19 protein-coding genes are annotated in these 21047 nt (G+C 72.0%); 15 read left to right on the forward strand and 4 right to left on the reverse strand.

The features are described 5' to 3' along the window. Nucleotides 1–2: 2 nt before the first annotated feature. Nucleotides 3–461, forward strand: a complete 459-nt coding sequence (gene purE, locus ASD62_RS15970) for a 5-(carboxyamino)imidazole ribonucleotide mutase (RefSeq protein ID WP_056916796.1) — start codon at nt 3–5, stop codon at nt 459–461. Nucleotides 462–570: 109 nt separating this feature from the next. Next, nucleotides 571–1626 (forward strand): cell wall-binding repeat-containing protein, encoded by a 1056-nt coding sequence (locus tag ASD62_RS15975; protein ID WP_056916797.1) that lies wholly within the window; start codon nt 571–573, stop codon nt 1624–1626. 27 nt (nt 1627–1653) lie between these two features. Here the strand turns inward: ASD62_RS15975 and ASD62_RS15980 are convergent, their stop codons facing one another. Beyond that, nucleotides 1654–2109, reverse strand: a complete 456-nt coding sequence (locus ASD62_RS15980; RefSeq protein ID WP_056917464.1) for a CoA-binding protein — start codon at nt 2107–2109, stop codon at nt 1654–1656. A 176-nt stretch (nt 2110–2285) separates the two neighbouring features. Here ASD62_RS15980 and ASD62_RS15985 point away from each other — a divergent pair, with 176 nt between their 5' ends. The 6 genes from ASD62_RS15985 to ASD62_RS16010 are packed head-to-tail and all read left to right on the forward strand — an operon-like array spanning nt 2286 to nt 8199. Further along, nucleotides 2286–3590 (forward strand): nucleotide sugar dehydrogenase, encoded by a 1305-nt coding sequence (locus ASD62_RS15985; RefSeq protein WP_056916798.1) that lies wholly within the window; start codon nt 2286–2288, stop codon nt 3588–3590. Nucleotides 3591–3592: 2 nt separating this feature from the next. Further along, the gene (locus ASD62_RS15990) at nt 3593–4192 is read left to right on the forward strand and encodes an acyltransferase (RefSeq protein WP_056916799.1); all 600 of its coding nucleotides are present in this window, start codon (nt 3593–3595) and stop codon (nt 4190–4192) included. Next, the gene (locus ASD62_RS15995) at nt 4189–5283 is read left to right on the forward strand and encodes a DegT/DnrJ/EryC1/StrS aminotransferase family protein (RefSeq protein ID WP_056916800.1); all 1095 of its coding nucleotides are present in this window, start codon (nt 4189–4191) and stop codon (nt 5281–5283) included. Before ASD62_RS15990 ends, ASD62_RS15995 begins: the two co-directional genes overlap by 4 nt. After that, nucleotides 5283–6290: a Gfo/Idh/MocA family protein gene (locus tag ASD62_RS16000; RefSeq protein ID WP_056916801.1), complete on the forward strand. Its 1008-nt coding sequence runs from the start codon at nt 5283–5285 to the stop codon at nt 6288–6290. Before ASD62_RS15995 ends, ASD62_RS16000 begins: the two co-directional genes overlap by 1 nt. Nucleotides 6291–6296: 6 nt before the next feature. After that, nucleotides 6297–6977, forward strand: a complete 681-nt coding sequence (locus tag ASD62_RS16005; protein WP_056916802.1) for a class I SAM-dependent methyltransferase — start codon at nt 6297–6299, stop codon at nt 6975–6977. A gap of 43 nt (nt 6978–7020) precedes the next feature. After that, on the forward strand, nt 7021–8199 hold the full coding sequence (locus ASD62_RS16010; RefSeq protein WP_056916803.1) for a glycosyltransferase family 4 protein: 1179 nt from the start codon (nt 7021–7023) through the stop codon (nt 8197–8199). Nucleotides 8200–8236: 37 nt separating this feature from the next. Here ASD62_RS16010 and wecB read toward each other — a convergent pair whose 3' ends face one another. Both wecB and ASD62_RS16020 read right to left on the reverse strand, forming a co-directional pair. Next, on the reverse strand, nt 8237–9304 hold the full coding sequence (wecB, locus tag ASD62_RS16015) for a non-hydrolyzing UDP-N-acetylglucosamine 2-epimerase (protein ID WP_056916804.1): 1068 nt from the start codon (nt 9302–9304) through the stop codon (nt 8237–8239). A 104-nt stretch (nt 9305–9408) separates the two neighbouring features. Beyond that, nucleotides 9409–10911 carry a lipopolysaccharide biosynthesis protein gene (locus ASD62_RS16020; protein ID WP_056916805.1) on the reverse strand — a complete coding sequence of 501 codons (1503 nt, stop codon included), beginning with the start codon at nt 10909–10911 and terminating at the stop codon, nt 9409–9411. 38 nt (nt 10912–10949) lie between these two features. Between ASD62_RS16020 and ASD62_RS16025 the strand changes: the two genes are divergently transcribed. Continuing rightward, entirely contained in the window at nt 10950–12146 is a 1197-nt protein-coding gene (locus ASD62_RS16025) for a glycosyltransferase (RefSeq protein ID WP_056916806.1), read from the forward strand. 16 nt (nt 12147–12162) lie between these two features. Here the strand turns inward: ASD62_RS16025 and ASD62_RS16030 are convergent, their stop codons facing one another. Beyond that, nucleotides 12163–13323, reverse strand: coding sequence for a glycosyltransferase (locus tag ASD62_RS16030; protein WP_056916807.1), 1161 nt, complete (start codon nt 13321–13323; stop codon nt 12163–12165). A gap of 83 nt (nt 13324–13406) precedes the next feature. On the opposite strand from ASD62_RS16030, the gene ASD62_RS16035 reads away from it, so the two are divergent. The 6 genes from ASD62_RS16035 to ASD62_RS16060 all read left to right on the forward strand — a co-directional run bounded on the left by ASD62_RS16035 (nt 13407) and on the right by ASD62_RS16060 (nt 21006). Then, nucleotides 13407–14465, forward strand: a complete 1059-nt coding sequence (locus tag ASD62_RS16035; RefSeq protein ID WP_056916808.1) for an LLM class F420-dependent oxidoreductase — start codon at nt 13407–13409, stop codon at nt 14463–14465. 98 nt (nt 14466–14563) lie between these two features. Then, nucleotides 14564–15730, forward strand: a complete 1167-nt coding sequence (locus ASD62_RS16040; RefSeq protein WP_056916809.1) for an acyl-CoA dehydrogenase family protein — start codon at nt 14564–14566, stop codon at nt 15728–15730. 87 nt (nt 15731–15817) lie between these two features. Beyond that, nucleotides 15818–17785, forward strand: a complete 1968-nt coding sequence (locus ASD62_RS16045; protein WP_157581512.1) for a cell wall-binding repeat-containing protein — start codon at nt 15818–15820, stop codon at nt 17783–17785. Between the two features lie 259 nt (nt 17786–18044). Next, the gene (locus ASD62_RS16050) at nt 18045–18953 is read left to right on the forward strand and encodes a glycosyltransferase family A protein (RefSeq protein WP_056916811.1); all 909 of its coding nucleotides are present in this window, start codon (nt 18045–18047) and stop codon (nt 18951–18953) included. Further along, on the forward strand, nt 18950–20173 hold the full coding sequence (locus ASD62_RS16055; protein ID WP_082580876.1) for an O-antigen ligase: 1224 nt from the start codon (nt 18950–18952) through the stop codon (nt 20171–20173). The genes ASD62_RS16050 and ASD62_RS16055 overlap by 4 nt, the downstream gene beginning before the upstream one ends. After that, complete coding sequence (locus ASD62_RS16060; protein ID WP_056916813.1) at nt 20125–21006, forward strand: hypothetical protein; 882 nt, start codon at nt 20125–20127, stop codon at nt 21004–21006. The genes ASD62_RS16055 and ASD62_RS16060 overlap by 49 nt, the downstream gene beginning before the upstream one ends. The last annotated feature ends 41 nt before the right edge of the window (nt 21007–21047 follow it).

Here is a 21047-nt window from a genome sequence, read left to right on the forward strand (position 1 = left end):
AGCTGGCGGCCACGGCGCTGGAGGAGTTCGGGATCGCGTACGAGGCGGACGTCGTCTCGGCGCACCGGATGCCCGACGAGATGATCGCCTACGGCCAGCAGGCGGCCGACCGGGGCTTGCGCGTCATCATCGCCGGAGCCGGGGGAGCCGCCCACCTGCCCGGCATGCTCGCCGCCGTCACGCCGCTTCCCGTCATCGGGGTGCCGGTCCCGCTCAAGCACCTCGACGGCATGGACTCCCTGCTGTCGATCGTGCAGATGCCGGCCGGAGTGCCGGTGGCCACCGTCTCCATCGGGGGCGCCCGCAACGCAGGGCTCCTCGCGGCTCGCATCCTCGCAGCAGGGGAGGGTGAGCTCGCGGCCGGACTGCGTGAGGCGATGGTGCGGTTCCAGTTCGCGCTGCGCGACCAGGCCCATGCCAAGGGAGCGGCCCTGCGCGAGCGCCGCGGCACCGGCGGCTGAGCGGGGTCGTCCGTCTGGTCAGACCTTCGCGGAGTGGGTGATTTGTCCCGCATCGTGGGGTTACGGTGCCTCGCACCCTTCCCCCGCACCCGTCCGAGAGGGTCCCCCCATGCGCCCTGCCCGCCTCACCGTCCCCGCGCTGGTCACCAGCGCCCTGCTCGCCCTCGGCACCACCGCCGCCACCGCCGCCCCGTCCCCCGAGGCGAAGGGCACCCGCGTCGCCTCGACCGCCGCGGTCGCCGCCGTCACCACCTCACGCCTGTCCGGCGCCAACCGGTACGCGACCTCGGTCGCGATCTCGAAGGCCAACTTCGCCCCTCCGCAGGACACGGTCGTCGTCTCCTCGGGGCAGAACTTCCCGGACGCGCTCGGCGCCGGTCCGTTCGCGGCCCTCGTCCAGGCCCCCCTGCTGCTCGTCCCGACCTCGGGCAAGCTTCCGGCCGAGATCGCCGCCGAGCTGGACCGTCTGAAGACCAGGGACGTCATCGTCGTCGGTGGCCCCGGGTCGGTCAGCGACTCGATGCTCACCCAGCTGGAGAAGCACGCCGGCAACGCGATGGCCTACCGGTTCGCCGGCAGCAACCGGTACGCGACCGCCGCCTCCCTCACCGATGCCTTCGAGACGCCGCTGACCGGGGTCCCCGTCTACCTCGCCTCAGGGACCACCTTCCCCGACGCACTCGGCGGTGGGGCCGCGGCCAGCGTCGCAGGGGGGTACCTGCTGCTCACCGGTGCCACCAAGCTCCCGCCCGAGACAGCGGCCGCCCTCAAGCGGATCAAGCCCTCCGAGATGGTCGTCCTCGGTGGGACGGGGGCGATCTCCACCAGCGTCCTCGGTGCCGCGAGGTCCGCGGCCGGGCTGGCCAACGATGCCGTGCGCCGCATCGGCGGCAAGGACCGCTTCGCGACAGCGGCGCTGGTCTCGCAGGGCACCCTCCGCTCGGCCACCGAGGTGCTGCTCGCCGACGGGATGTCCTACCCCGACGCCCTCTCCGGGTCGGCGGTCGCGCCCTACTTCGGCGGCCGACCGGTGCTGCTGACCCTCAAGGACTGCGTTCCGGCGGCCACGCTGGCAGAGATCACTCGGCTCGGTGCCACCAAGGTCACCGCCCTGGGGGGGACGGCCGTGGTCTCCGAGCGCGCCCTCGCGCTCACGCCCTGCTGACGGGCTCGGCCGTCGTGGGCCGTGTGGTCAGCGGGCCATCCCGGAGGAGCGGACGGTGCGCCACTCGATGCGGGGGCAGGTGTCCATGACCACGCCGAGGCCGGCCTCGCGGGCGCGCGCGGCCGCCGCCTCGTCGGCCACCCCGAGCTGCATCCAGATCGCGTCGATCTGGAGCCGGTCCTTCTGGGCGATGACCTCGTCGACGAGCGCCCCGACGTGCTCGGAGTTGACGAAGCAGTCGACGACCTTGATGTCCGTGCCGTCCGGGATGTCGGCCAGGGTGGCGTAGCCCTGCTCGCCGTGGACCGTCTCGGCCCGAGGGTGCACGGGGATGAGCCCCTTGCCGAGCTCGACCTTGAGCCACCGGGAGACCCCGAACGCCTCGCGGTCCTGGTTGTTCGACAGTCCGACGACCACCCAGATGCCGGGATCGACCAGCAGCTCGCGGACCAGCTCGGAGTCGTTCTGGTGCTTCAGGCTCATGAAGGCCAGCATCACACGTTCCCCCGGAGGCGCAAGGCTCCCGGCCGCCACGGTGCTGCCACTTCGCTCTCACCGGGGGGCCACGGGGGCGGCTATGGGGGCGGCCACGGGGCGTGCCGGCGCGTCGCCGGGGAAGCCCTAAGATCGTTCGCGGACCCCAACCGTGAAGGAACACCGTGAAGATCACCGTAGTCGGCCTCGGCAAGATCGGCCTTCCCCTGGCCGTGCAGTTCGCCAAGTCCGGGCACGACGTCCTCGGCGCGGACGTCAGCCAGCCCGTCGTGGACCTCGTCAACGCAGGGACCGAGCCGTTCCCCGGTGAGGCGCACCTGGCGGAGTACCTCGCCGAGGTCGTGCCGGCCGGGCGCCTCGTGGCCACCACCGACACCGCCGACGCCGTCTCCCAGAGCGACGCGGTCGTCGTGGTCGTGCCGCTGTTCGTCGACGCGGAGGCCCGTCCCGACTTCGGCTGGATGGACTCCGCCACCGACGACATCGCGCGCGGCCTCAAGCCCGGCACCCTGGTCATCTACGAGACCACCCTCCCCGTCGGGACCACGCGGACCCGCTGGAAGCCCCGCCTCGAGGAGGGCAGCGGCCTGACCGAGGGCAGCGACTTCCACCTCGTCTTCTCGCCCGAGCGCGTCCTCACCGGCCGCGTCTTCGAGGACCTGCGCAAGTACCCCAAGCTCCTCGGCGGGCTCTCCGAGGCCGGGGCCGCCAAGGCCGTCGAGTTCTACGAGCAGGTGCTGCAGTTCGACGAGCGCCCCGACCTCGAGCGTGGCAACGGCGTCTGGGACCTCGGGACCGCCGAGGCGGCCGAGATGGCCAAGCTCGCCGAGACGACGTACCGCGACGTGAACATCGGGCTGGCCAACCAGTTCGGTGCGTTCGCCGCGAAGAACGGCATCGACGTCTTCCAGGTCATCGAGGCCAGCAACTCCCAGCCGTACAGCCACATCCACCGTCCCGGCATCGCCGTCGGCGGGCACTGCATCCCGGTCTACCCGCGGCTGTACCTGTGGAACGACCCCGACGCCACGGTCGTGCGTGCGGCGCGTGAGGCGAATGCCGCGATGCCCGCCTACACGGTCGGCCTGACCGTCGGCGCCGCCGGTGGCAGCCTCGCCGGCAAAAGAGTGGCCGTGCTCGGTGCGTCCTACCGCGGCGGCGTCAAGGAGACGGCGTTCTCCGGCGTCTTCGGCACCGTCGACGCCCTGCGCGAGGCCGGCGCGGACGTCGTCGTCCACGACCCGATGTACACGGCCGAGGAGCTCGCGAAGTACGGCTGGGACGCCTACACGCTCGGTGACCCGGTCGAGGTCGTCGTCATCCAGGCCGACCACGCGGCATACCGCGAGCTGTCCGCCAAGGACTTCCCGGACGTGCAGGTCGTCGTCGACGGCCGGCGCATCCTCGACCCGGCCAGGTTCGAGGACGTCCGCTTCCTCGTCGTCGGCCAGGCCGAGAAGGTGGGCTGACCGTGGCGGTCCGGATCGTCGACTCGGCCGACGTCGCCGACGGCGCGACGATCGGTGACGGTTCGTCCATCTGGCACCTCGCGCAGGTCCGTGAGGGCGCCGTCCTCGGCGAGAACTGCGTCGTCGGGCGTGGGGCGTACGTCGGCACCGGGGTGCAGATGGGTGACAACTGCAAGCTGCAGAACTACGCCCTCGTCTACGAGCCCGCCGTCCTCGAGGACGGTGTGTTCGTGGGTCCGGCGGTCGTGTTCACCAACGACCACTTCCCTCGTGCCGTCAGTCCCGACGGCACCCTGAAGACCGGCGACGACTGGGAGGCGGTCGGGGTCACCTGCCGCACCGGCGCGTCGATCGGCGCCCGCAGCGTCTGCGTGGCACCGGTGACGATCGGACGCTGGGCGCTCGTCGCCGCAGGCTCCGTCGTCACCAAGGACGTCACCGACTTCGCCCTCGTGGCCGGGGTCCCGGCGAGGCGGATCCGCTGGGTCGGCAAGGCGGGCGTCCCCCTCGAGCAGAACGACTCCGGCACGTGGGTCTGCCCCCAGACCGGAGACCAGTACACCGAGCACGACAACACCCTGACGGAGGCCGTCGCACCATGACCGAGTTCATCCCCCCTGCCAAGCCGCTCATCGGCGACGAGGAGCGCGAGGCGGTCGACCGCGTCCTGCGCAGCGGCATGCTCGCCCAGGGCCCGGAGGTTAAGGCCTTCGAGGAGGAGTTCTCCGCGCACTTCGGCCTCGGCCGCGCCTGCGTCGCCGTCAACTCCGGCACCTCCGGCCAGCACCTCGGCCTGCTCTCCTCCGGTGTGAAGGCGGGGGACGAGGTCATCGTCCCGTCCTTCACGTTCGCCGCGACGGCCAACTCCGTCGCGCTGACCGGTGCCACCCCGGTCTTCGCCGACATCTCGGCCGACGACTTCTGCCTCGACCCGGCGGCCGTCGAGGCCGCGATCACCGACAAGACCGTCGGGATCATGCCGGTCCACCTCTACGGCCACCCGGCCAAGATGGACCAGCTCATGGCCATCGCCGACAAGCACGGCCTGCAGGTCTACGAGGACGCGGCCCAGGCCCACGGCGCCTCGCTGAACGGGACCCCGGTCGGAGCCTTCGGCACGTTCGCGATGTTCTCGCTCTACCCCACGAAGAACATGACGTCCGGTGAGGGCGGCATGGTCTCGGTCGCGGACGACGAGGTCGAGCGCCTCATGCGGCTCTACCGCAACCAGGGCATGGAGAAGCAGTACCACAACGAGGTCGTCGGGTTTAACACCCGCATGACCGACATCCACGCCGCCATCGGTCGCGTCCAGCTGACCAAGGTCGGTGCCTGGACCAAGCAGCGCCAGGAGAACGCGGCGTTCCTCACGGCCAACCTCGAGGGCGTCACCACGCCCCCGGTCGCGGACGGCGCGGTGCACGTCTACCACCAGTACACCGTCCGGGTCCCGCAGGACCGCGACGGCCTCGCCGCCGCCCTGCGCGAGGAGCACAACATCGGCTCGGGCATGTTCTACCCGGTGCCCAACCACCGCCTCGCCCCGTTCGTGGGTGACGGGACCGTCGACCTCCCGGAGACGGAGAAGGCCGCGGCCGAGTGCCTGTCCCTGCCGGTCCACCCGTCGCTGAGCCAGGACGACCTCGAGCGGATCGTCGCCGGCGTCAACGCCCTCGCCAAGGCCGGTGCCTGATGGCGAACCTGCGCGCCGGCCTCATCGGCCTGGGCATGATGGGCCGCCACCACGCCCGGGTCCTGGGCTCCCTGCCGGGCGTCGACCTCGTCGCCGTGGCCGACCCGGGTGGTGACGCCCACGGCGTCGCCGGCAACCGCCCGCTCGAGGACTCGATCGAGGGCCTGATCGCGCACGGCCTCGACTACTGCATGGTCGCCGTCCCGACGATCTACCACGAGCCGGTCGGCCTGGCCCTGGCGGCTGCCGGGGTGCACGCGATCATCGAGAAGCCGCTGGCGCAGGACACCCCGTCCGCCGTCCGCCTGGCCACGGCGTTCAAGGACGCCGGTCTCGTCGGTGCCGTCGGCCACATCGAGCGCTACAACCCGGCACTCCAGAGCGCGCGGGCGCGCCTCGAGGCCGGCGAGCTCGGCGACGTCTACCAGGTCACCACCCGCCGGCAGGGCCCGTTCCCGGCCCGCATCGCCGACGTGGGCGTGGTCAAGGACCTCGGCACCCACGACATCGACCTGACGGCCTGGGTCACCCAGCAGACGTACACGTCGGTGTCGGCGCGCACGGCATACAAGTCCGGTCGCGAGCACGAGGACCTCGTCGCCATCGTCGGCCAGCTCAGCGGGGGCACGGTCACGAGCCACCTGGTGAACTGGCTGTCGCCGCTCAAGGAGCGTGTCACGATCATCACCGGTGAGCGCGGGACGTTCGTCGCCGACACCCTCACGGCCGACCTCACCTTCCACGCGAACGGCGAGATCGCGACCACGTGGGACGCGATCTCCAAGTTCCGTGGGGTCTCCGAGGGGGATGTCGTCCGGTACGCCATCGCCAAGCCGGAGCCGCTGCGGGTCGAGCACGAGAACTTCCGCGACGCGGTGCTCGGCAAGGACGCGGACATCGTCACCATGGAGCAGGGGTTGACCACCGTCCGCGTGGCCGAGGCCTGCATCGAGTCGGCGAAGACCAGCCGGACCATCGACCTGACCGACGCCGTCCCGGCCCTCTAGGACGACGTGACCACGGCCCTGCGGCGCGCGGTGAGTCGTCTCGCCCGCACCCCGGTGCTCGAGCCGGCCGCCCTGTGGCTGCGCCGGCGCACCTTCCCGGGCACCGCTGCCTACTGGGAGCGGCGGTATGCCGCGGGCGGCACCTCGGGGGCCGGTTCGTCCGGCCCCCGGGCCGCGTGGAAGGCCGAGGTCGTCAACGGCTGGGTGCGCGAGCTGGGGGCCACCTCGGTCGTCGACCTCGGGTGCGGTGACGGGCAGCAGCTCGCGCTCGCGGAGTACCCGCGCTACCTAGGCATCGACGCGTCCGCCACGGCGGTGCGCCTGTGCATGGAGCGCTTCGCCGGTGACCGCGACAAGAGCTTCCTGCACCTGCCGCCGGGGGAGTTCACCGACCCGGCCGGCTGGCTGCGCGGAGACCTGGCGCTGTCGATGGAGGTCCTGTTCCACCTCGTGGAGCAGGAGGTCTTCGAGGACTACCTGCGGACGTTGTTCGCCAGCGCGGAACGCTGGGTGGTCATCTGCAGCATCGACCGGACCGGCGTCCGGAAGGCCGCGACGGAGCAGCACCGTTCGTTCTCCGAGTGGATCGCCGTGCACGAGCCCGGCTGGCGCCTCCGCGACCGCCGTGACCCCCCGGAGGGGGTCGACCTGATGTCCTCGCTGTACTGCTACGAAAGGGTGTCATGACCCCCGTCCGCCGCCTGCCCCTCCGCGTGGTCGGGGCCCGCCGGTGACCCGTCCGGTCCGCGTCGCGTCGCGGTTGTTCTCGCCGGAGGTGGCTGCTGCGGCGTTCCGGCTGCGCGTGCTGTCCGACGCCTTCGACTCCCTGGGCCACCCCGTCGAGGTGCTCACGACCACCCCGCCCGGGGGCCTCGTCCCCGACGACGGTCCGCTGCGGGTGAGCCGGTGGCCGGCGCTGCGCGACGACCAGGGCAACATCCGGGGCTACCTGCACTACCTGTCGTTCGACCTGCCGCTGGCGATCCGGTTGCTGGTGCGACGCCGCCCGGCGCTGCTCGTCTGCGAACCGCCACCCACCACCGGCCTAGTCGTGCGCGTGGCGGCCGGGATCCAGCGGGTGCCCTACGCCTACTACGCCGGCGACGTCTGGTCGGACGGCGCCGCGTCGATGGGCGCCCCCGCTGCGATCGTCAAGGTGCTCCGGGCGGTCGAGTCCTGGGTCATGCGTGGAGCGAGCAGCGTGCTGTGCATCAGCGACGGCGTCGCCGAACGCGTCGCGCACCTCGGCGTCGAGGACTCCCGGATCGTCGTGGTGGGCAACGGCGTCGACACCGACGTCTTCACCCCCGAGGGGCCGGCACCCGAGGCCCTGGCCGAGGGGGGTGCGGGGCCGCTGTTCGTCTACACCGGCACGATGTCGGAGTGGCAGGGAGCCGAGGTGCTCGTGCGGGCCCTCGCAGCCTTCCGTGCCGCCGAGCCCACGGCGCGACTGGTCTTCCTCGGACAGGGCAGCGACGTGCCCCACCTGCGCCGGCTCTCGGACCAGCTCGCCCCGGGTGCCGTGGACTTCCGTGGCGTCGTGCCCCCGGCTCAGGCGGCGGCCTGGTTGCGCTCCGCGACGGCCGCGCTGGTGTCGATCAAGCCCGGCCAGGGCTACGACTTCGCCAAGCCCACCAAGGTGTATGCCGCGACGGCCTGCGGCACGCCCGTGATCTTCGCCGGCGCCGGCGCCGGCCACGAGCTCGTGCAGTCCCAGCGGCTCGGCTGGGCACCCGGGTACGACGCCGACGGGGTCGCGCGCGCGATGTCGAGCGCGTGGGCCCTCACCGAGGAGGAGCGGGCCCGCACCAGCGAGCACGTCGTCGCCTGGACGCACGGCCACGCCTCGCTGAGGACGATGGGTCGCCAGGCAGCTGAGGCCGCGTTGCGCGGCGCCGGCCTGTCCTGACGAGCTCAGCCCGCGCGGTGCGGGAGCCGAACCCGGGTCAGCGGCGCTGGGCGGTGTGGATCGCCTCGACCACGCGGGTGGCGGCGTCGCCGTCGCCGTAGGGGGTCTCGTCGGTCGCGGCCGGGGTCGGGCGCTGGACGAGGTCCCTGAGGTCGTTCGGGTCCTGGACGAGCACGTTCCAGCCGAGGTCGACCGTCTCGGTCCACTCGGTCTCGGTGCGCACCGTGGTGCACGGCACGCGCAGGATGAAGGCCTCCTTCTGGAGCCCGCCGGAGTCGGTGATGACGCCGGCGCTGGTCATGACGTTGCGCACCAGTGCGGGGTAGGGGATCGGGTCGGCCACGGTGACCGAGCCGCGGTCGAGGTCGATGCCGAAGTCGGCGGCGCGCTGGCGCAGCCGGGGGTGCGCGAACAGCAGGACCGGCGCCTGCACGCCGGCGAGCCCGTCGATGATCGTCCGCAGGCGGTCCGCGTCGTCGGTGTTCTCGGCCCGGTGCAGGGTGGTGACGTAGTAGGGCTGCTCGGGGTCGACGCCCGCGGGCAGCTCGGCCGGCCGGTCGGCGACGGCGTCGCGCACCCGCAGGAGCACGTCGGTCATCACGTCGCCCACCATGACGCTGGAGCCGGCCAGTCCCTCGGTGCGCAGGTGGCCCATCGCCACCTCGGTCGGTGCCAGGCACAGGTCGGCGGCGTGGTCGGTGAGGACGCGGTTGTGCTCCTCGGGCATGCGGCGGTTGAACGACCGCAGCCCGGCCTCGAGGTGGGCGAGCGGGATCCCCATCTTCACCGCGCTGAGCGTGCCGGCGAGGGTGGAGTTGGTGTCACCGTAGACGAGCACCCAGTCGGGGCGGGCCTCCTCGAGCACCTCGTCCATCGCGGCGAGCATGGCCCCGGTCTGGCGTCCGTGCGAGCCGGAGCCGACCGCGAGGTGGCGGTCCGGTGCGGGGATGCCGAGGTCGCGGAAGAACACGTCGGACATGTTGATGTCGTAGTGCTGGCCGGTGTGCACGATCACGTGCTCGTCGCCCCGGGCCGCCATGGCGGTCGCGACGGGGGCGAGCTTGACGAACTGGGGCCGGGCGCCGACCACGCTGAGGATCTTCACGGCCGGTCACTCTAGCGGCCCGCGATCCGGGGTCCGTGGGCGACCGATCCCGCCGGGACCTGGCCTGGACCTGGCCGGGCAGCGGAGGCAGGGGGTCGCTCTGCTCAGCGGAACCCGGGCAGCCGGTCCTTGACGGCGGCGGGCAGCGGCAGCAGCCGCAGGTCCTTGCGCGACAGCGTCCACCACGCCAGGCAGAACGCCGCGGCCACGACCGGCTCGAGGTAGACGGGCAGCTCGAGGGTGCGCTCGGCCACGAGCAGGCCCACGATCGTCACCGCCCCGGTCAGGCCACGCGCCGCCAGCCCGAGCCACGCGTGCCGTCCCTTGCGCCACTCGGCGAGCAACGGCACGCTCGCCGACACCGCGGAGCCGAGGAGGAACCCGACCGCCACGCCGTCGACCCCCATGCCGGGGGTGAGCAGCCACCACGACAGGCCGCCGACGCACAACCCGGCGAACGCGGCGCCACTGGTCAGCTGCATCGCCCGGCGGGAGCGGGTGGCGAGGGCGTTGATGCTGGCGACGGCGACGTTGGTCAGCATGAGGGCGAACACAAGGACGGGGAGGATCAGCGACTCGGGGTCGAAGTTCTTGCCCCACAGGACGGTCATGACCAGCCGCGAGCACAGGATCAGCGAGCCGAACATGGTCACCATGACGAGGACGAGGACCCTCGTCGCCTGGTTGGTCTGGGCCTTGAAGTTCACCAGGTCCCCGCGGCCCCAGGCCTCGGCGAGCGACGGGAAGAGCACGAGGCTGAGCGACGCGGCGAGCATGGACGCGGGGGTCGCGGTGGCCATCGCCGCGGCGAACTGGCCGGCACCGGCCTGGTCGAGACCCTTGGCCACGACCATGGCGAGCTGGAGGAAGCCTGCGCTCGCGAGCGTCCCGGCGACGCCGACCAGGACGACCTGGTCCATCTCGCGCTTGAGCGCGGGCTCGAGCCGGGCCGTGCGGTCCACACCCCGCGGCCACCCCGAGAGCGTGTACACGCCATACGAGAGGGAGAGGGCGAGCAGGAGCGCGGGGCCACGCACCCCGGCGAGCAGGAAGGCCGCCAGGGCCACGAGCCCGGAGCCGGCGCTGAGCAGGTCCCACGTCGTGGCGCGGGCGACCTGCCCCGTGCCGAACTGGACCCCGCGGATGAAGCTGTAGCCGGAGTAGGAGGCGGTGAACACCGCAACCCACAGGCCGTCGATCCAGCGGCCGTCGTCGTAGTAGACCCAGAACGGGGCCGCGACCCCGGCCAGCAGCAGGCTGGACTGCAGGGCACGGCGACGGAAGTGGGTGGCGACCGCGTGCAGCTCCTCGAGGTTGCCGGAGCCGCGGGCCCGGGCGAGGTACTTGGACGCGACGCTGCCCGTCGTCGTGGGCCACATCAGGGTCAGCAGCGAGGCGGTGGAGATCGCGGCCTGCACGGTGCCGAGGACGAGCTTGCCGGCGATGCGCCCGATGAGCCAGCTGGTCGCGAACCGCAGCACCCCCTGGGCGAGGAGGCCGACCGTGCTCAGCGCCCCGCGCTGGGCGAGGCTGTGGGCGGTCGGGGTGTCGAGCCGGAGGGGGCGGAGGTTCTCCACGATGGAGGTGCCCAGGGCCCGTGTTCTCACGCGACGACCCTACCTGCGTCGGCCCTAGACTCCGTCCGGTGACTGCCGACCTGCCGATCGCCAGCGCGGACGCGTCGTCCGCAGCCGACCGACCCCGGGTCGCCGTCGTCCACGGCACCCTGCGCGTCCCGCCGACGTACTTCACCATCCAGCACGCTGTGCCGCTGGCCGACCGCTTCGACTTCACCTTCTTCGCGCTCGCCACCGACGTCGCCGAGGGGGCCTCGCCGTTCCCCGTCGTCGACGCCCTCGGCCTGCACGGGAGGCCGTTCCGCGAGCGCGAGTTCCTCCTGCCGCTCGTGCTCGGTCGACTGGCGTCGGCCGTCGAATACTTCGACCCCGCCCTCGTCCACCAGCACTTCGGCACGTGGTCGCTGCCGGCGCGGCGATCCGTCCGACGGCTGCGCGTGCCACTGGTGGCGACGCTCCACGGCTCCGACGTGTTCACGTCGAGCTACACCGGCCGTGACCCTCGGTACCGCTGGCATCGCGCCAACCTCGCCGGTGTCTATGCGGAGGCCGACCGGATCCTGTGCGTGAGCCGCTTCCTCGCCGACGCGGCGGTGGCGGCAGGGGCGCCCCCGGAGCGGGTCGAGGTGCACCACCAGGGGATCGACACCGACTTCCTGACGCCGGCCGACCCGGGTGCTTCGGCAGATCGTGGGCCCGGACCGTCCGCGACGTCGACGGGCGGTCCTCCGCGGGTGGTCTTCGTCGGGAGGCTCGCGGCATACAAGGGGGTGCCGGACCTCGTGGAGGCGTCGAGCGCGCTGCGGGCCCGCGGCGTCGAGCACGAGCTGGTCCTCGTCGGTGACGGCCCACTGCGGGCGGAGCTCGACGCGCTGTCCGAGCGCGAGCAGCACGTCGGCGTGACCGGCTCGTTGGACCGGGTCGGTGTGCGCGAGCAGCTGCGCGCAGCGCACGTCGTCGCCCTGCCCAGCACGCCGCGCGAGGCCGCCGGGCTGGTCCTGCTGGAGGCTCAGGCCTGCGGGGTCCCCGTCGTGGCCTACGACGGGGGTGGCAAGCCCGAGATGCTGCGGCCGGGGGCGACCGGCCTGCTCGCCACCCAGGGCGACGCGGCCGACCTGGCCGTGCGCCTGGAGGAGCTGCTCACCCTTCCGGCCGCGGACCACGAGACCATGGGCCGGGCCGCGCGGGAGTTCGTCGTCGCTGAACGCAGCCTGGCCGTCAGCGCCGAACGCCTCGGGGAGCAGTACCGCTCGCTGCTCGGGTGACCCGTCGGCGGTGCGCTCAGGCCGTGCGTCCGGCGAGGAGCCTGGTGACGATCGCGTGCGAGGTCGCGACGTCGGTGTCGCTGCTCAGCGCCTGCGCGTGGGCGTGGGCCGACTGCTTGGCGGCCACGATCCGCTCGGGCGTCAGGGTCCGCAGCGCGGCAACCAGACCCTCCTTGGAGTAGTCCGCGGCGACGACCCCGAGGTCGTTCTCCGTCACGAACCGGGCCATCTCCGGCGACGGGCTCACCGCGAACGCGAGCCGGGCCTGGAGGAAGTCGAACAGCTTGTTCGGCAGGCAGTTCTCCATGTTGAAGTTGTCCGGTGGCAGCGAGAACACCCCGACGTCGTACTGGTTGAGGGTCTTCGGGAGGTCGGCCGGCGGCACCGGGTCGTGGATGGTGATCCGGGGGCTCTGGGCGGCTTGCTCTCGCAGGGACCTCAGGAACTTGCCACCGTCGCCCGCGGCGACGAGATACAGGTCCAGGGTGACGTGCTCGAGCTCGAGGGCCGCGTCCACGAGCATGCCGAGGTTGCGGTTGGGCTCGGCACCGCCACTGTGGGCCAGCCGTATGGTGCCGTCGGCCGGCAGCGGGGTGGGCGTGAGCTCGGTGAACGGCCGGGCGTTGCGGACCAGCTCGGGTCGGACGCCGTACACACGGGCGTACTCGTCGACGAGGCTCGCTGCCACCGTCGTGACCGCCGCGCAGCGCGGCAGGTAGGTGCGGCACATGTAGTCCATGAGCGGGGCGACCATGGTCCGCCAGACGAAGTACTGGTCGCGCTGGCCGGGGGCCCACTCGTGCATGTCGCCCCACACCGGCGGGGACCCGCCGGCGTCGGCGATCGCGAACGCCAGCGCGAGCGCCCGGGCGTCGTTCGCGACGACCAGGTCGAAGGACTGCCCCCGGAGCCGGGACAGCGCGAACTGCACTGCGGGGGCGTCGAGCTCGGCGCTGCGCAGCCGGTGCAGGCCGAGCTTGACGACGCCCTTCGGGGTCTGCGGCAGCGTGAGGGCGGCGTCGGGGACCTGCACGTGCTCGGCCGCTCCCTGCGGCTTCGGGCCGTAGCCCACCGTGACCACGTCGCCGTGCTCGGCGAGCACCGCGAGCTGGCGCAGGACGCGCGCGTCGCGGGAGATGGGGGACAGCGAGATGCACAGGATGCGGGGGGTGGCCACGGCCCCGATCCTAGGTGGTGGGCGCGGTGGCTCCGGTGTGTAGTGTCGGGTCGCCGCAACACCCACGAACCAGGAGTGGTCGCATGAAGTTCGGACTCTTCGTCCCGCAGGGCTGGCGGATGGACCTCGTCGGCATCGACCCCTCGCAGCACTGGGGGGTGATGGCTGGATTGGCCCGTCGAGCCGACGCGAACGAGGACTGGACCTCGATCTGGGTCTACGACCACTTCCACACCGTGCCGATCCCGAGCGAGGAGGCGACGCACGAGGCGTGGACCCTCATGGCCGCCTTCGCCGCCGTCACCGGGCGGGTGCGGCTCGGACAGATGTGCACCTGCATGGCCTACCGCAACCCGGCCTACCTGGCGAAGGTCGCGGCCACGATCGACATCATCTCCGAGGGACGAGTCGAGATGGGTATCGGCGCCGGCTGGTACGAGCACGAGTGGCGGGCCTACGGCTACGGCTTCCCCCGCGCCGGCGAGCGTCTCGCCGCCCTCGACGAGGGCGTCCAGATCTTCCGCCAGATGTGGACCACCGGCTCGGCGACCTTCGAGGGCAAGCACTTCCAGGTCGACGGCGCCCGCTGCTACCCGCAGCCGCTGCAGGGCACCGCCGTCCCCGGGTCCAAGGGCAACGGCATCCCGATGTGGATCGCGGGCGGTGGCGAGAAGAAGACGCTGCGGATCGCGGCGCAGTACGCCGACTACACGAACTTCGACCCCAGCCCCGAGGGCTTTGCGGCCAAGAGCGCGATCCTCAAGGGACACTGCGACGACGTGGGCCGTGACTTCGGCGAGATCGTCCGCAGCGGCAACCTCAACGTCTTCATCGGGAGCAACGAGCGCGAGGTCGACGACCGGTTCGCCTCGATCCGTGACCGCCTGCTGTCGGTGGGGACCCCGGAGGCGCGGGTCGACGGGCTGCTCGCCGAGTACCGCGACTCGGCGACCGTCGGGACGCCCGAGCAGATCGTGGAGAAGCTCGGCGCGCTGCAGCAGCTCGGCATGACCTACGCGATCCTCAACTTCCCCGAGGCCGCGTACGACACGACCGGCATCGCCATGTTCGAACGCGACGTGATGCCCGAGCTGCTCGACCGCGAGGAGCACGGCCACCTCTGGCACCTCGGCCGCCGCTGAGGCGGCCCCGGGGCGTGGTCCTGCTCGGTGACCCCGGCGTGGCGCAACGCACGCCGGGGCACTGCCCCAGGCGGCATACCAGCGGGTAACCTGACCTCGTGAGCACAGGGAACCCCGACTTCGACCTCTTCCGGATCTCCGAGGACCACGAGGCGCTGCGCGACGCGGTGCGCGCGGTCGCCGAGGACAAGATCGCGCCCTACGCGGCCGCCGTCGACGAGGAGGCGCGCTACCCGCAGGAGGCGCACGACGCCCTCGTGGCGTCGGACTTCTTCGCGCCCCACATCGCCGAGGAGTACGGCGGCGTCGGCGCCGACGCGCTCGCGACGTGCATCGTCATCGAGGAGGTGGCCCGCGTCGACGCCTCCGCCTCGCTCATCCCGGCGGTCAACAAGCTCGGCACGATGCCGCTGATCCTCGCGGCGAACGACGACGTCAAGAAGCGCTACCTCACGCCGGTCGCCGCGGGGGAGTCGACGTTCTCGTACGGCCTGTCGGAGCGCGAGGCCGGCTCGGACACCGCCGCGATGAAGTGTCGCGCCAGGCGCGACGGTGACGACTGGGTCCTCAACGGCCAGAAGTCGTGGATCACCAACGCCGGTGTGTCCGAGTACTACACCGTCCTGGCCGTGACCGACCCCGAGGGCCGCCGCGGCGCCAACGTCAGCGCGTTCGTCGTCGAGAAGTCCGACGCGGGGTTCACGTTCGGCGAGAAGGAGCGCAAGCTCGGCATCAAGGGCAGCCCCACCCGCGAGCTGCACTTCGACAACGTCCGCATCCCCGGTGACCGCATCGTCGGCGCCGAGGGCGAGGGGCTCAAGATCGCCCTGCGCACCCTCGACCACACCCGCGTCACCATCGGTGCGCAGGCCGTCGGCATCGCCCAGGGCGCGCTCGACTTCGCCATCGGGTACGTCAAGGAGCGCAAGCAGTTCGGCAAGCACATCGCCGAGTTCCAGGGCATCCAGTTCATGCTCGCCGACATGGCGATGGCCGTGGAGGCCGCTCGCCAGATGGTCTACGTCGCGGCCGCCAAGTCCGAGCGCGGTGACAAGGACCTGCCGTTCTTCGGGGCTGCCGCCAAGTGCTACGCCTCCGACGTCGCCATGCAGGTGACCACGGACGCGGTGCAGCTGCTCGGTGGCGCGGGGTACGTGCGCGACTTCCCGCTCGAGCGGATGATGCGCGACGCGAAGATCACGCAGATCTACGAGGGCACCAACCAGGTCCAGCGTGTCGTGATGGCCCGCCAGCTGCTGGGCTGACCGTCGGACCGGCCGAACCTGGCCCGTTCGGTTCGTTTTGTCCGCATTCACTCGGTCGCCGGCCCGGCGGCCGTTACGGTGTCCCGTGTGTCACGAGTGAGAGCCATGTCCGGTGCGTTGCTGGCCGCCGCCGTCACGGTCGGCGTCATGGCTGCGTCGGCCACCCCGGCCAGCGCCGATGACCGCAACGTCGAGCCCGGACAGCTCGCGGCTGCGGCGGCGGGCGGTGGGCTGGTCGCTGGGATCACCCGCCCCACCATCCAGGTGACCCTGCTCGGTGGCGCGAGCGTCCTCCCGGACACCTTCCGCGACCGTGCCGACGTCGTCGCCGGCGACTCGCGTCGCATCGCCGGCTCGGACCGGTTCCGGACGGCCGTGTCGGTGTCCCGCGCGATCGCCCCGAACGGCGCCGGCGAGGTCGTCCTCGCCTCCGGTGTCGACTTCCCCGACGCGCTGTCGGCCGCCCCGCTCGCCTCACGGCTGAGGGGGCCGCTGCTCCTCGTGCCGCGCGATGCCCTCCCGTCGTCCGTCGCGGCCGAGCTCGCCCGGCTGTCGCCGACGCGGGTCACCGTGGTGGGTGGTCCCGGCGTGGTCTCGGCCCGGGTCGCCGATGCAGCCCGCGCCGCTGCAGGCGGCGCCTCGGTGGCACTGCGCCGGATCTACGGCTCCGACCGGTACTCCACTTCCGCGAAGGTGGCGGGGTACTTCGCCGCCGGCGGGGCCGGAGCCGTGCTGGCCTCCGGGGCCGCCTTCCCCGACGGTGTCTCGGCGGGTCCGGTCGCGGCGGCCCTGCGCGGACCGCTCCTGCTCACGCCGCCGACATCGCTTCCCCCTTCGGTGGGCGAGCAGCTCGTGCGGCTCGCGCCCGGCCGCCTGGTCGTCGCGGGTGGCACCTCGGCCGTCTCCGCACGCACCGTCGCTGCCGCCGAGTCGGCCACGGGCGCCACGGCCGAGCGCGCCTCCGGCGCCGACCGGTATGCCACGTCGTCCGCCCTTGCGGCCATCGTCGCCCAGCTCCGCAAGGCGACGGGGGCGTACCTCGCAACGGGTCAGGGATTCGCCGACGCCCTCGTCGGTGGTGTGGGTGCCGCCACGCAGGGCGGCCCCGTGCTGCTCACCGCCCCGGGCAAGGGGGCGCTCGCGTCCGTCGCGGCAGACCTCGCTCGCTCCCGCAGGGTGGGCACCTGGCTCCAGCTCTCGCTCGACCTGCTGGCCCGCCAGCAGAAGCAGCCGCCGACTGCCTACGTCGCCTACGACGCGGCATACCAGGCTGCCTCGATCGCCACGCTCTACGGCTGGGGCTCGTCCGAGGCGCTGGCCCAGCTCTCGCGGCTGCGCAGCGTGAAGAAGCCTGACGGCGGCTACGGCATGGAACGGGCCTGGGACGCGTTCAGCGACGGCTCGGTGAACCCGCCCGACACGAGCTACCTCGTGTCGGTCACGGACCACGCGGGAGTGGGCCTGCTCGTCGGGCTCCGCGCCGGGGCGGTGCAGGCCGCCGAGGTGGGTGACCTCGTCGACCTGGTCATGGCGTGGCCCCGCGTCACGGGGGACGAGGACTGCCTCGCGTACTCCACGGCTGTCACGGATCGGCGGTTCTGCGTCTACAACGTCAACTCGTCGGCGTCGTGGTTCCTCCAGTCGGCGTGGGACGCCGGGGTGCGGCGACCCGGTCAACAGGAGCTGGCCCAGCGCCTCTACGCGCACGACGTCTCCAAGGCCTCCGGCGGCTGGTGGCCCTACAGCTCCAACCACCTCACCACCCGCCAGGACTGGAACCACAACGCGGCGATGATCGACTTCCAGTTCCAGCTCGACGTCGAGGCCGGCCGGGCCTCCCTGGCGTCGGTGATGCCCGGCGGCTGGGTGCACCCCGACCGGTCGACGGTCAACGACGTGCAGGGCTACATGCGTCTGCTCCCCTACGCCTGCTCCTACCGCGACGGCGTGCCCGAGGCAGCCCGGGCCCTGGCGGCCAAGCAGAAGGACGCCAGCGAGTCGGGGCAGCTCGCGCTGTGGTCGATCCGCACCACCGCCTCCTGCGGCCCGAACTGACGGCCCTTCCGACCCGGCTCCCTGCGGTCGTTTGCGGCGGGATGTCAGCGAGGAGAGGCGAATTCGACCTTTGACCTGCGACTGACAGTGCCTGAATGCGCACGGTTCCGATGGGCTTCAACCCATTGATGCGTCTTTGGTGGAAGTGGCCTGCCCCGCTCCATTAGTGACGTACGCTCCCAGCGTTTGGGTCTACCGAGGGCCCGCTGCACCACCACGTGGTCCGACCTCGGCGCACTGCTCCAGGGGGTTGGGAACGATGGCACGCACGTGGGTGAGTGTCGTCGTGCCCACGCGCAACCGCCCCACGCTCGTCGTGGCCGCCGTGGCCTCGGCCCTCGAGCAGACCCGCCCGCCGCACGAGGTCGTCGTCGTGGTCGACGGCCCGGACGACGAGACCGTCGAAGCGCTGCGGGTCCTGAACGCACCGACGGTCCGCGTGCACCTGCACGACTCGTCCCACGGCGCCGCGGCGGCTCGCAACACGGGGGTGCGGTTGGCCGAGGGCGACCTCGTGGCCTTCCTCGACGACGACGACCACTGGCTGCCCACCAAGCTCGAGCGCCAGGTCGCGCACTGGGAGGCTGCGCCCGACAACGATCGACTGCTGGTGTCCTGCCGGTCCCGCTTCCTCACCGGACACTCCGCCGCAGAGTGGCCCACCCGGCCGCCACGCGAGGACGAGCGACTGGCGGAGTACCTCTTCGTGCGCAACCACGCCGGCGAAGGTGCCCTGCCGACGCCCACCTTCCTGCTGCCACGCAGCATCGCCGTCGCCCAACCGATGCCCGAGCACCTGGTGACCCACGAGGAATGGGACTGGCTGCTCGACCTCGAGCAGGCCGGTGTCCGGGTCGAGGTCCTCATGGAGACGCTCGCGGTCGTCGACGCGGCACCCCGCAGGAACTCGGTCAGCGGAGCATCGTCGTGGCGGGCCTCCCTGGACTGGGCCACGGCGCGCGCCGACGACCTGGGCTCGCGCGCGTTCTCGGCCTTCGTCCTCACCGAGGTGGCCCGAGGGGCTGCACTCCACCGCTGGTCGCCGGGTGAGCAGCGGATCATCCTGACGGCCGCGCTCACCGGGCGTCCGCGACCGCTGGATCTCGCCCGCTTCGTCGGGAGACCGGTCGTGCTGGCGGCCCGCGGCCTCGGCAGGGGGAGCCGATGACCAGGCCACTGGTGAGCCGACCGCTCGCGGTCTGGATCTTCTGCACGACCGCGATCCAGCCCTTCACCGGCAGCAAGCTGGCATCAGGTGTCACGGCCGTCCTGCTCGTCCTCGCTGTCCTGGCGAACCGGCGGCTGCTCGCCTCGACGCGGGTGTCGCTGGCACTCCTCGCCTACCTGGCCTGGTTGGCCATGTCGGTCTTCTGGTCGGTCCTGCCGGGCGTGACGGCGTCGGCCGTCCTCGTCCAGCTCCTGCTCGTCGTCTCGGGGTTGCTCGTGGCGGTCGGCCGTGGCCGCGCGGAGCTCCTGCGCCTGTTCGCCGACACCTCAGCGGCGTTCGTGCTGCTGAACATCGCGCTGGGTGTCTTCGTGCCCAGTGTCGGCCGGGGCTCTCAGGGGCACTACACCAACATCATCGAGGGGCTCTTCGCGGACAAGAACCTTTTTGCGTTCTTCGCTGTTCTCGCGCTGGGCGCTGCCCTGTGCGCCTTGGTGGAGGCCCGCAGCTCGGGGGCGACCTCGCCCCTCGACATCGCGCGCCCTGTCGTGGCCGTGGTGGGGGTGGTCCTTGCCGACAGTGCGACAGGACTGAGCCTGAGCCTCGTGACCGTCGTCCTGGTGATGCTCCTCAGGCTCATCGCTCGAAGCAAAGGACCCGTGGCGGTCCCAGTGACGGGAGTGCTGGTGGTCTTGGGCTCACTGACGTGGGTGGTGCACACCCAGTGGTCCGCTGTGCTGGGCCTGCTGGGGCGCGACGCCACCCTGACCGGGCGAACGCGCATCTGGTACGCCGTCACCAGGGCCATTGCGGAACGACCGATGCAGGGCTACGGCTGGAAGGCGCTGTGGGTCGACGGGGACCCGACGACCACACGCATCTGGAGCGACAACTACGGCGTGCCGTTCTTCCACGCCCACGACGGCTATCTCGACGTGACGGCTCAGCTCGGTCTCGTCGGCCTCGCGCTCACCGTCCTGTTCCTCGGGACCGTCCTCGTCCGTGGCTGGCGCAGCACCGTGGACCACGGGTCCGGGGCTGACATGTGGCCGGTCGTCCTGGTGACGGTCATGGCCCTCTACAACATCACCGAAGCGACCGGTTTCACGACGGTCAACTGGGTGCTCCTCGTCGCGCTGTCCAGCGCGCTGGCTTCAAGAAGAAAGGACCGAGAGTGTTCATCGCCTACGCCTGGCGCCTCGTCGTTCGTCAGTTCCCCGTGATCCTGGTGCTGGCCCTCGCGGGGCTCGTCGTGGCATTCGGATACTCGGCGCACACGAAGACGTACAGCACCACCACGTACCTGACGGTACTGCCGACCAAGGACCAGGCGGGCCTCCGTGCGGTCGACCCCTTGCGCTTCTTCCAGACCCAGACCCAGGCGATTCTGGGCGACCCACTGCTGGCCGACGCCGCCTCGAGGCTGGGGGACGGGACCACGGTGGAGGACCTCCGCCTGAGCGTCAGCGTGAGTGACGGGTCGACGGCGGACGTGGTGGGAGTCACCGTTTCGGGCCCGACGTCGGCGGGTGCGACGGCGCGGCAGCGTGCCGTCCTGGCCGCCATCGACTCCTACACCTTCCCGGCCGTGACGATGACCAAGCTCTGGGTGGCCCCGCTGGTCTCGCCCTCGGACACCAAGGCACTCCTCGCCGGGCTGGTCGGCGGCGCCGCGGCGGGCGTGCTCCTCGTGCTGCTCTGGGGTGCGATTCGTCGGCCGGTGCACCACCCCCGGTACCTGCAGCTCGACGACGACGTGCGCACCTATCCGCTGGTCCTGGACGTCCATCGGCCCGACCAGGTGCAGCAGTTCCAGCACTGGCTCGGCCGGCCGGCCGGACGCGTGGTGGGGGCCGGACGCTCCGACGCGCAGGCCTCGCGGCTGTCCGCCCACATCGGCGTGGACGAGGCCGCTGGTGGTCCCACCCTGCTCGTCGCCGCTGCCGGGCGAGCCACGGAGAACAACGTGGAGGAGCAGGTCTCGCTGAACTCGCAGGGCGAGGCTCCCGTGCTCGTCGTGGTATCGGCGAACCGGCGCAAGCGGGCGCAACGATGAGTCGCGACACGGGTCGGCACGATCTCCTCCTGGTCTGTTCG

Origin of the sequence: Phycicoccus sp. Root563 (assembly GCF_001427915.1) — a bacterium.
In the GTDB taxonomy this organism is placed as follows: Bacteria; Actinomycetota; Actinomycetes; order Actinomycetales; family Dermatophilaceae; genus Pedococcus.